The 15,017-nt window shown below is 59.2% G+C and carries 11 protein-coding genes; all 11 read left to right on the plus strand.

Annotated elements, in window-relative coordinates; translation table 11 throughout:
* Nucleotides 1–41 precede the first annotated feature (41 nt).
* The 11 genes from AC4BCN_RS08525 to AC4BCN_RS08575 all read left to right on the plus strand — a co-directional run bounded on the left by AC4BCN_RS08525 (nt 42) and on the right by AC4BCN_RS08575 (nt 14,918).
* The gene (locus AC4BCN_RS08525) at nt 42–2,300 is read left to right on the plus strand and encodes a DUF4962 domain-containing protein (RefSeq protein ID WP_072454476.1); all 2,259 of its coding nucleotides are present in this window, start codon (nt 42–44) and stop codon (nt 2,298–2,300) included.
* Nucleotides 2,301–2,566: 266 nt separating this feature from the next.
* A complete protein-coding gene (locus AC4BCN_RS08530) occupies nt 2,567–3,790 on the plus strand; it encodes a glycosyltransferase (RefSeq protein ID WP_161781483.1) in 1,224 nt (407 codons plus the stop codon).
* Between the two features lie 85 nt (nt 3,791–3,875).
* The gene (locus AC4BCN_RS08535) at nt 3,876–4,865 is read left to right on the plus strand and encodes a glycosyltransferase family protein (RefSeq protein WP_338681216.1); all 990 of its coding nucleotides are present in this window, start codon (nt 3,876–3,878) and stop codon (nt 4,863–4,865) included.
* Between the two features lie 52 nt (nt 4,866–4,917).
* Nucleotides 4,918–6,261 carry a phenylacetate--CoA ligase family protein gene (locus AC4BCN_RS08540; RefSeq protein ID WP_490493583.1) on the plus strand — a complete coding sequence of 448 codons (1,344 nt, stop codon included), beginning with the start codon at nt 4,918–4,920 and terminating at the stop codon, nt 6,259–6,261.
* A 44-nt stretch (nt 6,262–6,305) separates the two neighbouring features.
* Nucleotides 6,306–7,376 carry a glycosyltransferase family 4 protein gene (locus AC4BCN_RS08545; RefSeq protein WP_338681217.1) on the plus strand — a complete coding sequence of 357 codons (1,071 nt, stop codon included), beginning with the start codon at nt 6,306–6,308 and terminating at the stop codon, nt 7,374–7,376.
* Nucleotides 7,373–9,382: a heparinase II/III family protein gene (locus tag AC4BCN_RS08550; protein ID WP_338681218.1), complete on the plus strand. Its 2,010-nt coding sequence runs from the start codon at nt 7,373–7,375 to the stop codon at nt 9,380–9,382. The genes AC4BCN_RS08545 and AC4BCN_RS08550 overlap by 4 nt, the downstream gene beginning before the upstream one ends.
* 11 nt (nt 9,383–9,393) lie before the next feature.
* A complete protein-coding gene (locus AC4BCN_RS08555; RefSeq protein WP_034751648.1) occupies nt 9,394–10,704 on the plus strand; it encodes a nucleotide sugar dehydrogenase in 1,311 nt (436 codons plus the stop codon).
* A complete protein-coding gene (locus AC4BCN_RS08560) occupies nt 10,685–11,947 on the plus strand; it encodes a glycosyltransferase family 4 protein (protein WP_051991202.1) in 1,263 nt (420 codons plus the stop codon). Before AC4BCN_RS08555 ends, AC4BCN_RS08560 begins: the two co-directional genes overlap by 20 nt.
* A 112-nt stretch (nt 11,948–12,059) precedes the next feature.
* Nucleotides 12,060–13,514, plus strand: coding sequence for a mannose-1-phosphate guanylyltransferase/mannose-6-phosphate isomerase (locus AC4BCN_RS08565; RefSeq protein WP_338681221.1), 1,455 nt, complete (start codon nt 12,060–12,062; stop codon nt 13,512–13,514).
* A gap of 180 nt (nt 13,515–13,694) precedes the next feature.
* Nucleotides 13,695–14,252 (plus strand): FxDxF family PEP-CTERM protein, encoded by a 558-nt coding sequence (locus AC4BCN_RS08570; RefSeq protein WP_338681223.1) that lies wholly within the window; start codon nt 13,695–13,697, stop codon nt 14,250–14,252.
* An 87-nt stretch (nt 14,253–14,339) separates the two neighbouring features.
* Nucleotides 14,340–14,918, plus strand: coding sequence for an FxDxF family PEP-CTERM protein (locus AC4BCN_RS08575; protein ID WP_338681225.1), 579 nt, complete (start codon nt 14,340–14,342; stop codon nt 14,916–14,918).
* The last annotated feature ends 99 nt before the right edge of the window (nt 14,919–15,017 follow it).

Below are 15,017 nucleotides of genomic sequence, written 5' to 3' on the forward strand. Positions count from 1 at the left end.
CGCTTCCTGTAGCATCCGATTGTTTTTTGTAGGAGCCAATAATGGTTAATCATAAGTTATTTTTTTCGGTTGGCCTTGGGCTGGCGCTGAGTGTGATGGCTGGATCCAGCCAGGCTGATTGGGCCGAGTCGAAAGAGGTGTTCATTGTCCGGCCTGCGCCTGTCGATCGGCAGATACAGGCGCAAAACCCGCCTGCGTTTGCGTGGGCACAATATCCGGGTACAACTGCGCCCCCGTCCTATGTTGTTGAAGTTCAAAAGAGTGGTGTCGTGTTTGCCACTTACACGACCAAGCGTACCTTTTACCTGCCGACGACGGCATTTGGTGCCGGCCAGTACAGCTGGCGCGTGCGTCCCAGTACCAATACCGATTGGTCGACGCCACGCACCTTTTCGATTGATAGCACTTCACAAACGTTCGAAGTACCTGACAACGAGTTAATCAGGAGCAAAGTGCTGGCGCATCCTCGCCCTCGCCAGCAGCGCGCAGATTTCCTGCCGTTGAGTGCATGGACGCCGGCCATGCGCACAGCGCGCGGGGCTGCCCTGACTCGGCTTACGGCACAGGTCAACAGTCTCATGCCGGGTGGCACCCGTGCGCTGGCCGCGCCATCGGATTCACTTTGGCCAGTGACGACAAGCACGCCATCCGCGGCGCGCACGGCGTATGTCACTCAGGTTTCTCAAGCCATAGGTAGCGCAACCAACCAAATGTTGGGTGCGGCACTGTTGTATCAACTGACAGGTGAAAACAAGTATCTGCAGGAAGCACTGACACGTGGTGATCAGTTGGCAGTACTTGATCCTGCGGGCATGACCAGTTATGTCAATCATGATATGGCGACACGCAGCATCATGTTGACATTGGCTAAGTCCGCGGACTTGCTATCGGTCGAGCTGAACAAGGATCCGCAGCGTAAAGCACTCTGGATGGCGGCCATTACTGCGCGGGTCACTCCCATGTATGCTGATCTGATCAAAAATAATTACAGATTAGATCAAACCCCCTTCGATGCTCATGGCGTGATAGCGCTCGGCTATCTGGCAGTGATTTCCACGCTCACGATGGGTGATATCCCTGCTGCAACTACCTGGTTTGATTTCTCTTTCCGTTCCTATGTCAACGCGGTGTATGCCTGGAGTGGTCCCGAGGGCGGCTATGCCAATGGTACCTCCTACGCAATGTTTAATACTGAGTATGCCCTGCAGTTATGGCAGCCGATGGCTGAAGCGACTGGAGTGAATATTTTCACCAAGCCGTGGAGTAATGGTTTTGCGCGTTATCTGATGCATTTCCTGCCGCCAGGTGCGCCAGGACAGGTATTTGGCGATCAGCATGAGGGTGATATCTATAATTTTGTATTGAAGGGTTTTGCATCGCGCTTCAAGACACCTCAGGCTGCCTGGTATGTCAAGAATATCGTTGGCGAAGAGGCCGATCTGACTTTGTTTCAGGCGCCTTATCCTCTGCCTGTTGAAACAGTGACTGAGGCGCCTGTGCCGCCACCCAATGCTGCCCTGTATCCAACTATCGGTTGGGTAGCCATGCATAGTAATCTGGCGGACCGTGCTCGTACGTCCGTGTACTTCAAATCCAGTCCCTATGGTTCCTATAATCATGGCCATGGCGATCAGAACTCGCTGGTGATCGATAGTGGCGGGCGCCGTCTGCTGATTGAGTCCGGATATGAGGACTTTTATTATTCGCCGCTGGTCATGTCTTGGTATCGCCAGACCAAATCGCATAATGCCATTACGTTCAATAATGGCGTAGGCCAGCTAATCAACGATAACGTCAATAACCTGAGCCGAAATGGCAAGATCACGGCATTTTCGACGACCCCGACGTTGGATTATGCAGCCGGTGATGCGACACCAGCTTATGGTGGAGCGTTGACTTCGGCGGTGCGCAAGGTATGGTATTTGCGTGGACAAGACGCGGTGGTGGTGGTGGACAAGCTATCCGCGCCAACAGCGTTGTCCTTCGAATGGAATCTGCATGCGGGCGGACCGATCGCCAAGGAGAGTGCAACCGCCGTGAAGATTACCAAAGTTGATCGTACCCTGTGCATTACTTCATTGGGCGGCGAGGCCAATAGCTACCAGCCACGCTCGGGGCCACCGCCAGCCCCAGGTAAAATCGAAGATCATGGTGCCTTTGTGAAAACGGGTGTTGCGCAGACTGGCGAATTCATTGTTTTGCTCGATGTCGGCTGCAAGCGTCCGAAGACTACTTTAACCACCACGGCCACTGGCAAGCAGTTGGTGGTTGGAGGACAGACGATCATGATTACGAACTAAGAAGTCCCGGTTATAGGCCAAAGATCCTTTATTCGTTGTAAAAAAACCTGCTGCGGCAGGTTTTTTTTTATGTGCGAATGAGGAATGGTAATGCAAGCGAAAGTGGGGAAGAGGCGAGATTTTTTTGTCAATGAAACTAACTTTTTTGTTAATTATTTACCTTGGCGCGGGTATGATATGCCTGTTCTTTGAGATCGATGGCCGCGTAGCTGCCATCGATCTTTCTTCAGCGTCTTTCATTGACGGGCTTATATGGGATGTTTGCCTTGAAATCACACAAAGTATTTCGATTATTACAACTTGTACCTGAACCCTTGCCAACCTTCCGTGTCGATGTGGCCACCCTTTTCGGTAAATACCTGCCGCTTCATGGCGTGATATGTGACATTGTTGGGCGGGCTGGCAAGGGGGAGCTGGTGGAAGGTGCTTATATGACACAGGTGCGCCCCGCCGAATATTCCGGTCGCTTGCGCCGGGAGTGGGCATTTTTCAAGCTGTGCCTCGGCCGTGTATTGGCGACCAGTAAAAAGCAGTGTGACTTGATCCAGGTGCGAGATATGGTCTCCATCGGTCTGCTGACGATGCTTATGGCCCGTTGCAAGGGTATCCGGTTTGCATATTGGGTATCATTTCTGATGAGTGAAGGACGCATCGCGCGTGCCCGATCCTCAATTGCCGCTGGCAGGGGCAAGCGCTACTACATCGTGTTGCTGAAGGGGCTGGTTGAACGCTTTCTGCTGTACAAATTTGTGCTGAAATGGGCAGACCATGTTTTTGTGCAAAGTGAAGCGATGAAGCAATTGATGGTGGAACGAGGTATTGCTATAGATAAGATCACGGCCGTACCGATGGGTGTCGACATGGAAATGCTGCATGCGGATGCATTGGCGCCACGCCGCCTGGCCGGCTGGGAAGACGTTCCCGTGCTCGCTTATCTCGGCACGCTGGACAGTTCGCGCGAGCTGACTGTGCTGCTCGATGCGCTGCTGCTTCTGCGCCGCCGCCAGCCATCGGCACGCTTGCTATTCATCGGCGATTCGCCGACGGCATCCGATGTGCCCGCCTTGATGGCTTACGCGGCGCGCCTTGGTATTGCCGATGCCATTCATGTGACGGGCTGGCTGCCGTCGCTGCAGGCGCTGGCCCTGCTGCGTGGCGCCGACGTGGCGCTTTCCTATGTGCCGCGCGGCGCGCTGTTCGATTACAGTTCGCCAACCAAGCTGCTCGAGTACCTTGCGCTGGGCATGCCTTGCGTGGGCAATGACAGTCCGGATCAGGAAAATGTGTTGCGCGCCAGCGGTGCCGGCTACCTGGCGGCCAGCACCGCCGAGGCGATGGCGGAGCAGATCGGCGTCATTTTTGCCGACCTGCCTGCCGCCCGTCTGCTTGCGGCCGCTGGCCCGGCCTTTATTGACGAACAGCGCAGCTACCGGGTTCTGGCCAGCCGCCTCGCCGCCGTGTACAAAGAAGGCGTTGCTCAAAAGCCATAATATTGTAACAATTCTGTGCACTGCAGCAAAATGCTAGGCGATGTCGCTATGCTATGTGATAATGTTTTTTTGAAAATGTTTTCTGATGATTCAAATAATCCTTTCTCAAGCTGGCGGCTACCAGGACGTTGTCGCCTATCTGCAGCAGCAGGGGGCCCACGTCAGTAACATGGGGCCGGAACGTGGCCGTGGCTCGTCGTTTCGCGGAAAACTGTCGATCCTGGCAGCCATGGTGTCGCCCAAGCTGTGGGGCGTGCGCAAGCTGTGGGGCAGCGATGATATCGTGCTGCTGATCGGTTGGCAGGCGCTACCCATCCTGGCGATGATACGCTGCGGCCTGGTGAAGCGCCCGCGCAAACTGCTGGTGATGGCGTGTTTCGTCCATTCGGTGCGGGCGCGCCGTGGTCTCAACCTGCTCTGGCGCGCACTGCGCTTCCCCGGAATGGGCTTTATCGCCTTCTCGAAAGGGGAGGGGGATAATTTGATCCAGGCCGTCGGCATGGCGCCGCAAGACGTGTATTTTCACCTGTGGCGGCAGGAACTCTATGGTTTTGGCGGCGCTGCGGCAGCGGTCGAGGGCGACTATGTGTTCGCCGGCGGTTATTCCAACCGCGACTATGACTTGCTGTTGCAGGCCATGGCGGGCGTCAGCGCCCCGCTGGTGGTGGTGGCTGCGGAACGCAATCATGTCTCCGTGCCGGCGCAGTCGCGCATGACCCTGCACCTCGATTTGCCGGAGGCGCAGTTCGAGAGCCTGCTTGCCGCCAGCCGCGTGGTTGCCATGCCCTTGAAAAGCCAGGGCGAGGCCTGCGGGCAAAGCGTGCTGTTGCGGGTGTTACGCAACCGCAAACCGCTGGTGGCGACGCGCCATGAGGCGATCGAGGCTTATCTGGGCAGCGATTATCCGGGCTTCGTCCCGCATGACGATGTCGAGGCCATGCGCGCGACCCTCGAGCGTGCCGTCGAGGACGCCACATTCCGGAAAGCATTGAGCGATGCGATCATGCAAGCTGAATCCCGCCTGGCCAAGGTCGGCAGTCCAGGTGAAGAAATACATCGTTTCCTGCTGAGCTGATGCCTTCCATTCCACTCCTATCGGATACCCCGTTGCGGGAGCCATTGTGACTATGTCTTCAATCAAGAACGAACTGCGCTTCGGCATGCGAGCCATGTTGCGCGATAATTTTTTGTTGCGGCGTGCCATGGACCGCCTCGCTGTACATGAGCGCATGAGCGTCGACGAGCTGTCGCACTATTCCCAGCTGCGCCTGCATGCGAGCATGCGGCACGCCATACGAACGCTGCCGCATTACGCGGCCATGCCGACCGGTTTTACGCCAGCCCAGGCGGCACAGGTATTGCGCGAGCATTTTCCCGTGATCGAGAAGGCGACCCTGCTGGCGCACCGCGCCGCGCTGTACCCGCATCTGGGCCGCAAACGGCCGTGGCAGGCGGCTGGCCAGACCAGTGGCACGACCGGCACGCCGCTGACGATTTTTCGCAGCATGCAGTCGGTGCTGATGGAAAATGCCTTCATCCAGCGCCACTGGAGCTGGTCCGGCTACACGCCCCAGGTGACGCGCGCCACCCTGCGTGGCGACATGGTGGCCGGCATCAACCAGACCAGTCCGCCATTCTGGTTCTGGAACCGCTATAACCGCCAGTTGTTGCTGTCGTCGCGGCACCTGACCGAGGCGCATGCCGATGCGATCATCGATCGCCTGGAACAGGCGGCGCCTGCCATGTTGCAAGCCTATCCATCGACTGCCTACACGCTGGCCGGCTTCTTGCAGCGGCGAGGACGCCGGCTATCCATTCCGTATGTCTTTACGGCATCGGAACCGCTGTATCCGCATCAGCGTGCATTGATCGTCGAGCGCCTGGGCGCCACCATCATGGATATGTATGGCATGGCGGAGCGCGTGGCGTTCGCTACCGAATGCGAACATGGAAACATGCATTTGAACAGTGATTATTCGCATGTTGAAATCCTGGACGAGCATGGCGAGGCAACGGACGGAGAAGGCTTCGTGGTGGGAACGACTTATCATAATCTGGCCATGCCGCTGCTGCGTTACCGGCTCAGCGACCGGACCCGCTGGAAGCCCGGCCGCTGCGATTGCGGCAGGCCCTTTCCCATGATCGAGCCCGTTACCGGCAAATTTGAGGACAGCATCACCGGCAGCGGCGGTGCGGTGATCAGCCCATCGGTCCTGACGTTTGCCTTCAAGGGCGTCGACAACATCCTCAAGTCGCAAGTGGCGCAAGTGGGTGCTGCGCGCTGGGAAGTGCGCCTGCTGCCCGGCCCCGCCTTTTCCGACAGCGACAAGCGCAAGCTGCTCGACAATATCCATACCATGGTCGATTCCGGCGTCAGCGTGGATGTGGTACTGAAGGTGGACTTGCCCAATACGGCGGCGGGGAAATTCCGTTGGGTGGTCAATGAGACGAGTGCCCGGGCAAATGGCTAGCGCCCCGCCGGCTGGCGGAAAATGACAAAATTACCGGATTCGACATGAAAAAAATTCTGATGGTCGGCACCAGCCTGAGCACCATGGGCGGCATTGCCGCCGTGGCGCGCGTGTACGAGGGCGCCGGCCTGTTCGAGCGCTATCGTGTGCATTACCTGGCCACGCATTGCGATGGCGGACCCATGGCCAAACTGCGCATCATGCTCTGGGCCTATGCGCGCTTCCTGGGTATGCTGCTGAGCGGACAGGTGGGCCTGATCCACGTGCATGTCGCCTCGCACGCGAGCTTCTGGCGCAAGTCGGGATTTTTCCTGCTGGCCTTCCTGTGCCGCGTGCCCAGCATTGTGCACTTGCATGGCGGCGGCTTTGCCGCTTTTTACGAGCGGCAGTGCGGTCCCTTGCGGCGCGCCTATATCCGCTACATTTTCAATCATGCGTCGCGCGTGCTGGTATTGTCGAGCGGCTGGCAGGCCTGGGTGCGCGGCATGAGCCGCAATCCGCATGTCGAGATCATGTTCAATCCCGTGTCCTTGCCGCCCATTGCCGCGCCATGGTCTGCGCGGCAAGCGGGAAGCGTGTTGTTCCTGGGTAAACTAGGCCAGGCCAAGGGGGTAGATGACCTGCTGCAGGCATGCGCCGAATTGACTCAGCGTTGTCCATCGCTGCACCTGGCCTTAGGCGGCGATGGCGATCGTAGTGCCGTGCAGCAACAGGCCGATGCGCTGGGGGTGGCGCCGCACGTCGACTTGCTGGGCTGGGTACAGGGCGAGCAAAAGACGCGCCTGCTCAATAGTTGCCGCATCTACGTCTTGCCTTCGTATTTTGAAGGCTTGCCGATGAGCATTTTGGAGGCGATGGCCTGCGGCGTGCCCGTGATTGCCACGGCGATCGGCGGCATTCCCGAGGCAATACAAGATGGGGTGGAGGGATACCTGCTCGCGCCCGGCGACGTCAAGGGACTTGCCGAGCGGATCGCACGCTTGCTGGAAGACGATGCGCTGGCGCAAAGAATGGGCGCTGCGGGACGCAGCAAGGTGGAACGTCAGTTTTCCACGGCGGCGGTCTTGCCGCGCCTGGAACAAATGTATACCGACTTGGGGTTGAATGCCGTATGACATCGTTAGCATGGAAAATCAACCGTTTGAAATTGATGGGCGCCCCCGAAATTGCCTGGCGCGTGCAGCAATTGCTGCAAAAGAAGGCCAGCAAGTTTGGCATCGGCTTGCTGCGCAGCGTGCCGGCACCGCAATTGAAACGTATGGGCCTGCCATTCCTGGCTGGCGATGGCCGCGATATCGATAGCGCCGCCTTGCGCGCCGCGGCCGATGCCGTGCTGGCGGGCCGCTGGAATGTGTTTGCCCTGCGTGGCGCGGCACTGGGTTTCCCACCGCAATGGAACCGCGACCCGAAGACGGGTACGGTGGCGCCGCTGACCCTGGGCAAGCAGATCGATTACCGCAACGAAAAAGTGGTCGGCGATATCAAATACTTGTGGGAACCGAACCGGCACCTGGAACTGGTGGCGCTGGCGCAGGCATGGAAAGTGACGGGCGAGCCGCGCTATGCCGATGGCGCGCGTAGCTTGCTGCAGTCGTGGTTCGAGCAATGCCCGTATCCCATGGGCGTGCACTGGACCAGTTCGCTTGAGCTGGCGCTGCGCCTGCTGAACTGGGCCTGCGCCTGGGAATTGCTGGGCGGCCTGGCGTCGCCGCTGTTCCAGGGCGAGGCGGGCCAGCGTTTCCTGCAACAGTGGCTTGCGGCGATCTACCAGCATGCGCACTTCATCGCCGGTTATTTTTCGCGCCACTCGTCGGCGAACAACCATCTGTTCGGCGAATACATGGGTTTGTTTGTGGCCAGTAGCGTATGGCCTTGCTGGCCGGAAAGTGCGAAATGGCAGGCGCTGGCGCGCAAGGGGCTGGAAGAGGAAGCGCTCAAGCAAAATACGCCCGATGGCGTGAACCGCGAGCAAGCCGTCTATTATCAGCACGAAGTGATGGACATGATGCTGCTGTGCCAGAGGATCGGGCAGGCCAACGGCGCGGGCTTTTCCGCGGCGTACTTGCAGCGCCTGGAGCGCCTGGCCGATTTCATCGCCGCGTTGATGGACGTGGACGGCAACGTGCCGATGACGGGCGATGCCGACGATGCGCAGATGGTGCGCCTGGCGCACGACGATGGCTGGCATCGCTACCGTTCGCTGCTGGCCAGCTGTGCCGTGTTGTTTGGCCGCGCCGACTTCAAACGCAAGGCCGGCCATTTTGACGACAAGAACCGCTGGCTGTTCGGTGTGGCGGGTTTGCGACAATGGCAGGCGCTCGACGCCAGCGGGGCCGAAGCGCCCGTCATGGCGTTTCCCGAAGGCGGCTATTTCCTGCTTGGCAGCCATTTCGGCACGCCCGATGAGGTGCGCCTGGTGGCCGATTGCGCACCGCTCGGCTATCTGTCCATTGCCGCGCATGGGCATGCCGATGCGCTGGCATTTACCCTCTCCGTGAGCGGGGAAGAGTTGCTCACCGATCCAGGCACCTACGCCTATCACACGCAAAAAAAATGGCGCGATTACTTCCGCAGCACACCCGCGCATAACACGGTAGCCGTCGACGGCCTGGACCAGTCTGAAATCGGCGGCAATTTCATGTGGCTGAAAAAAGCCAATGCGCGCATGATTGCTCATGAAACGGATTCCGAAGTGCAAGTTTTCGAGGGCGAACACGATGGCTACGGCCGCCTGGCCGATCCCGTGCTGCACCGGCGTCGTATCGAGTTCAACTTTAATAATAAATGCATTGTTGTAAAAGACATATTACAATGTACAAATGTACATGATATTTCCGTGCATTGGCAGTTCGGCGACCACTGCGTGGTGACCGTTGACGAGGGGCAATTGCGGGTACAGGGATTGCGGTCCGGATTGCGCATGCGCTGTTCGCATGGAACGCTGGACGTATTGCGCGGTAGCGATACACCGCCTGGCGGCTGGATATCGCGCCGCTTCGACGAGAAATCACCGATTGCCAGTGCCGCCTGGCGCATGAGGGTGCAGGGAACAACTGAAATCGTGACGCACATCGAGCTGATGCCGCAGGCGTCGCCGGCTGATTCGCCGGCTAATTATTAAGGGAGCATATTTTGAAAATCAGTATTTTTGGCCTCGGCTACGTGGGTGCGGTCTCTGCCGGTTGCCTGGCAACGGATGGGCATGAAGTGATCGGCGTCGATCCGAACAGGACCAAGGTGGAGCTGATTAACCAGGGCACCACGCCCATCATCGAAAAAGACATCGGCGAGATGATCGCCGCCACCGTGAAAAGCGGCCACTTGCGCGCCACGTTCGACGTGCGCGACGCCGTCTTCAGCTCGGACATGTCGCTCATCTGCGTGGGTACGCCTTCGCAGCTCAATGGCAACCTGGACCTGAGCCACGTGCGCAAGGTGTGCCAGGAGATCGGCGCCGCTATCCGCGAAAAAGACAGTTTCCACGTCGTCGTGGCGCGCTCGACCATGCTGCCAGGCTCCATGCGTTCGCTCGTCATTCCTACCCTGGAAGCGGCCTCGGGCAAGGTGGCCGGCGTCGATTTCGGCGTGTGCAACAACCCGGAATTCTTGCGCGAAGGCACGGCTGTCTACGATTACTACAATCCGCCGAAGACGGTGATTGGCGAGTCCGATGAAAAGGCTGGCGCGCTGCTGGTGCAGCTGTATGAAAAGATGGATGCGCCGCTGGTGCGCACGGACGTGGAAACGGCCGAGATGGTCAAGTACACGGACAATACCTGGCATGCCGTCAAGGTGGCGTTCGCCAATGAAATCGGCAACATCTGCAAGGCCGTCGGCATCGATGGCCACAAGGTGATGGAAATCTTCTGCCAGGACACCAAGCTGAACCTGTCGCCGTACTACATGAAGCCGGGCTTCGCCTTCGGCGGCTCCTGCCTGCCGAAAGACGTGCGCGCGCTGACCTACAAGGCGCGCAGCCTGGACCTCGATTTGCCTCTGCTCAATTCCATCCTGCCGTCGAACCAGCGGCAAGTGGAAAAAGGCATCAAGATGATCGTCGACAAGGGCGCGCGCAAGGTGGGCATCCTGGGCTTTTCGTTCAAGGCCGGCACGGACGACTTGCGCGAGTCGCCGCTGGTCGACGTCATCGAATACTTGCTGGGCAAGGGCTACGAGCTGAAGCTGTACGACAAGAACGTCAACCTGGCCGCCTTGACGGGCGCCAACCAGGATTACATCCTCAACCACATCCCGCACATTTCCAAGCTGATGGTGACGAATATGCAGGACGTGCTCGATTTTGCCGACACCATCGTCATCGGCAATGGCGCGGCCGAGTTCAAGACCGTGCCTGGCAGCCTCAAGCCGCACCAGCACATCGTCGACCTGGTGCGCATCAGCAAGGATCAAAGTGGAGAACAATATGACGGCATCTGCTGGTAATCACGTGGCAGGGCAGCCGCGCCGTGTGCTGATCCTGGTGGAAAACCTGCCGTCGCCATTCGACCGGCGCGTGTGGCAGGAAGCGACCACCCTGCATGCGAATGGCTACGAAGTGTCGATCATCTGCCCGACGGGCAAGGGCTACGAGTCGCGCTACGAAGCCATCGACGGCATCCATATCTACCGCTACAACCTGCCGCTGGAAGCGGAAGGGGCGAAGGGGTACCTGGTCGAATATTCGCTGGCGCTGTTCCACACTTTCCGCCTGGCGTGGAAAGTGCACTTCGCGCGCGGCTTCGACGTCATCCACGCCTGCAATCCGCCCGACCTGCTGTTCCTCATCGGCGGCTTCTTCAAGTTGACGATGGGCAAGCGTTTCCTGTTCGACCACCACGACATCAATCCGGAGCTGTACGAAGCCAAGTTCGGCCGGCGCGATTTCTTTTATAAACTGATGGTGCTGTTCGAGCGCTGGTCGTTCCAGAGCGCCGACGTGTCGATCGCCACCAACGAGTCGTACAAGAAGATCGCCATCGAGCGGGGCGGCATGAAGCCCGAGGATGTCTACGTGGTGCGCAGCGGACCCAAGCTGGACCGCTTGCGCGTGCTGCCGCCCGTGCCGGAGCTCAAGAAGGGCCGCACCTATCTGGTCGGCTATGTCGGTGTGATGGGGGCGCAGGAAGGCATCGATCTGCTGCTGCAGGCGGCGCAATACATCGTGCAGACCTTGAAGCGCGAGGATGTGCACTTCGGCCTGGTCGGCGGCGGCACGTCGCTGGAACAGATGAAGCAGATGGCGCAGGACATGGGCATCGCCGACTACGTGACGTTCACGGGACGCGTGCCGGACCAGCAATTGCTGGAAATGCTCAATACGTCCGACGTATGCGTGAACCCGGACGTGGCCAACGACATGAACGACAAGTCGACCATGAACAAGATCATGGAATACATGGCATTGGGCAAGCCGATCGTGCAATTCGACCTGGTCGAAGGCAAGGTGTCGGCGCAGCAGGCGTCGCTGTATGCCTTGAAGAACGACCCTATCGACATGGCGCGCAAGATCGTCGAATTGCTCGACGACCCGACCCGCCGCGAGCAGATGGGCGCGTTTGGCCGCCATCGCGTGATCAACGAGCTGGAGTGGGAATATGAAGCGCCCAAGCTGCTGGCCGCGTATGCGCGCCTGTTTCCCGCCGCCGCGCCCGCCGTTCCCGTGACCTTGAGCAAGGATGGCGGCTGATAGCGCCGGACAAAAGCGCCGCGCGCGGCGTGCTGGGTGGCATGCTGATCGCCTGAACGATTATAGTGTCGAGCGTGCATGCTCCTCAATAAACTGCTTTTGAAATGAAACCATGAAAATTTACCCAGTCATCCTGTCCGGCGGTTCGGGCACCCGTTTGTGGCCGCTGTCGCGCGCCGTGCTGCCCAAGCAACTGTTGCCGCTGGTAACGGACAAGACCATGTTGCAGGAAACGGCGCTGCGTGTGAGCAGCCTGTCGAACCGCCGTGCCGGCGACAGCGCGCTGGCCGAGTTTGAAGTCATGCCTCCGCTGGTGGTGTGCGGCAATGAGCACCGCTTCATGGTGGCCGAGCAGCTGCGCGAGATCGGCTTGCCGCCGCTGGGTATCTTGCTCGAACCGGTAGGGCGCAACACGGCGCCGGCCGTGGCCGTGGCCGCGCAATACCTGCTGGCCATCGACCCGCAGGCGCTGATGCTGGTCTTGCCTGCCGACCATGTCATCACTGACGTGGCCGCGTTTCACCAGTCCATCGCCGAGGCGGCGCTGCTGGCGGCCGACGGCGCGCTGGCCACCTTCGGCATCGTGCCGACGGCGCCGGAGACGGGCTATGGCTATATCCGCAGCGGCACGCCCGTGAGCCCTGGCGCCATCGGTTGCAAGGTCGAGCGTTTCGTGGAAAAGCCGGACCTGGCCACGGCGCAGTCGTTCCTGGCTGTCGGCAATTATTTCTGGAACAGCGGCATGTTCATGTTCCGCGCCGAACGTTATCTGGGCGAACTGGGGCAATTTCAGCCCGCCATGCTGGCCGCCTGTGAGGCAGCTGTGCGCGACGGCTACCGCGACCTCGATTTCTGCCGCCTGGAAGAGAAGGCCTTCGCCGCCTGCCCGTCCGATTCGATCGACTATGCCGTCATGGAGTATACGGCGCATGCGGTGGTGCTGCCGGCCGCCATCGGCTGGAGCGATGTCGGTTCCTGGTCGGCCCTGTGGGAAGTGCAGCACGGTGATGCCAACGGCAACGTGGTGCGCGGCGACGTGTATCTCGACGGCGTGAGCAATTGCCTGGTGCGCGCCGAGCGCCGCATGGTGGCCGTGCTGGGCGTGCAGGACTTGATCGTGGTGGAAACGGACGACGCCATCCTGGTGGCACACAAGGACCAGGTGCAGCGCGTGAAACAGGTGGTCGATCACTTGAAGCAGGCGGGGCGCAGCGAACACGTGCAGCACCGCAAGGTGTACCGCCCATGGGGCAGCTATGAAGGCATCGATATCGGCGAGCGCTTCCAGGTCAAGCGCATCACGGTCAATCCGGGCGGCAAGCTGTCCTTGCAGATGCACCATCACCGCGCCGAGCACTGGGTGGTCGTCAGCGGCACGGCCAGCGTCACCTGCGGCGAGAAGGTGACTTTGCTGACGGAAAACGAATCGACGTACATTCCCATCGGTATGACGCACCGGCTGGAAAACCCGGGTAAATTACCGCTGCACCTGATCGAAGTGCAATCGGGCAGCTATCTGGGCGAAGACGACATCGTGCGGCTGGAGGATGTCTACCAGCGCGCCTGATGCGCGGTTTTTAAGATATCTGCACCGTGAAACTATTGTCTTTAAGAATGATGCTATAAAGTAACTTTTCATTAAACAATAGTTAACATAAAACATTGCTTTATGCTATGATTCTGCCTGGTTTGATTAGATAAATACATGCGGGTGCAACGCTACCCGCAGTTACGTTGGTGGAATCGCATGAAGAAAAATATTTGCTCGGTGCTCGCAACGCTGGCGTTTGCCGGTTCAGCTGTATTCTCGCAGGCAGCTTTTGCCGCGCCGGTGGACATCAGTTCGCTGCCAGGTGCCGTGAAGCTGTCCACGGGTGGTTCATTGACGTTCAGCGACAAGTTCAAGAATAATCAGAAAAACAATTTCTTCAATGATTTGTTTACGTTTGACTTGGCGCACGCCAGCGATCTGAGCCTGGTCTTGACGTCGCGCAGCAGCAGCGCCTTGAATGGCCTGAACCTGACGGGTTTTGGCTTGTACAGCAGCGTCAACAATGCGCAATTGCTGGGAGGCGATCAACTGCTGAGCGGCATCGACGACAAGTGGACCTTGTCGTACGCGAATCTGGCAGCCGGTTCCTACTACCTGAAAGTCAGCGGCAATGTCGTGTCGAACACGGGCGCCGCTTTCAGTGCCAACGGCAGCCTGGTGTCGGCCGTGCCTGAGCCTGGCACGTATGCCATGCTGCTCGCTGGCCTGGGTCTGCTGGGCTTCATGGCGCGCCGTCGCCAGAACGCCGGCTGAGCACGGCGAACGGCGTCCGTTTGCCCCTCCATTCGCATTTTATCCCGCGGCCAGCCTGAGCTGGCCGCAGCACTCTTGGTGAAAAGTATGAAAAAATTTCTTCAATCCCTGTTCGTGGCAGCCATGTTTGCCGGCAGCAGCCTGGCGGCCCACGCCGCTCCGGTCGATATCAGCCATGCACCGGTAGATCTGACGCAAGACTTGCTCGATTACTCGAGCGCTGAGTTGCTGGGTTCTTTCTCGCTGGCGGCAGGCCAGTTGGCTGGCGCGCAAAATAACTTTTTCAGCGACAAATATACCTTTAGCGTAACGGGTTTCAATGACCTGAGCGCACTGGCAACCTCGCTCAAGCCCAGCGCCAATTCCGGCCTGACCTTGACCGGCTTCAGCCTGCGCAATGCCGGCGGCGTACTGTTTCAGGGTACGCTCGATCTGATCAACTATACGGCGCAGGACCAGGCCTGGAGTTTGGTATCGGGCGGCACGCCGCTGGCGACCGGCAATTACTTCCTGCAGATCGACGGCTATGTGGCCTCGTCCGCTGGTGGCAGCTATAGCGGCAACCTGGCGGTAACGCCGGTGCCGGAACCGGAAACCTACGGCATGCTGCTGGCCGGCCTGGGCCTGGTCGGCTTCGCGGCGCGCCGCCGCAAGCTGCAAGCCTGAGCGCGTCTGTTGCATTGATGAAATGGAGGCTGCGGCCTCCATTTTTTTCGCCTGTCGATTGCTGGGCGCTATAATCATCGGGCATAGCTGGCGGCCGCC

It is taken from the genome of Janthinobacterium sp. Bl 1 (assembly GCF_058215535.1).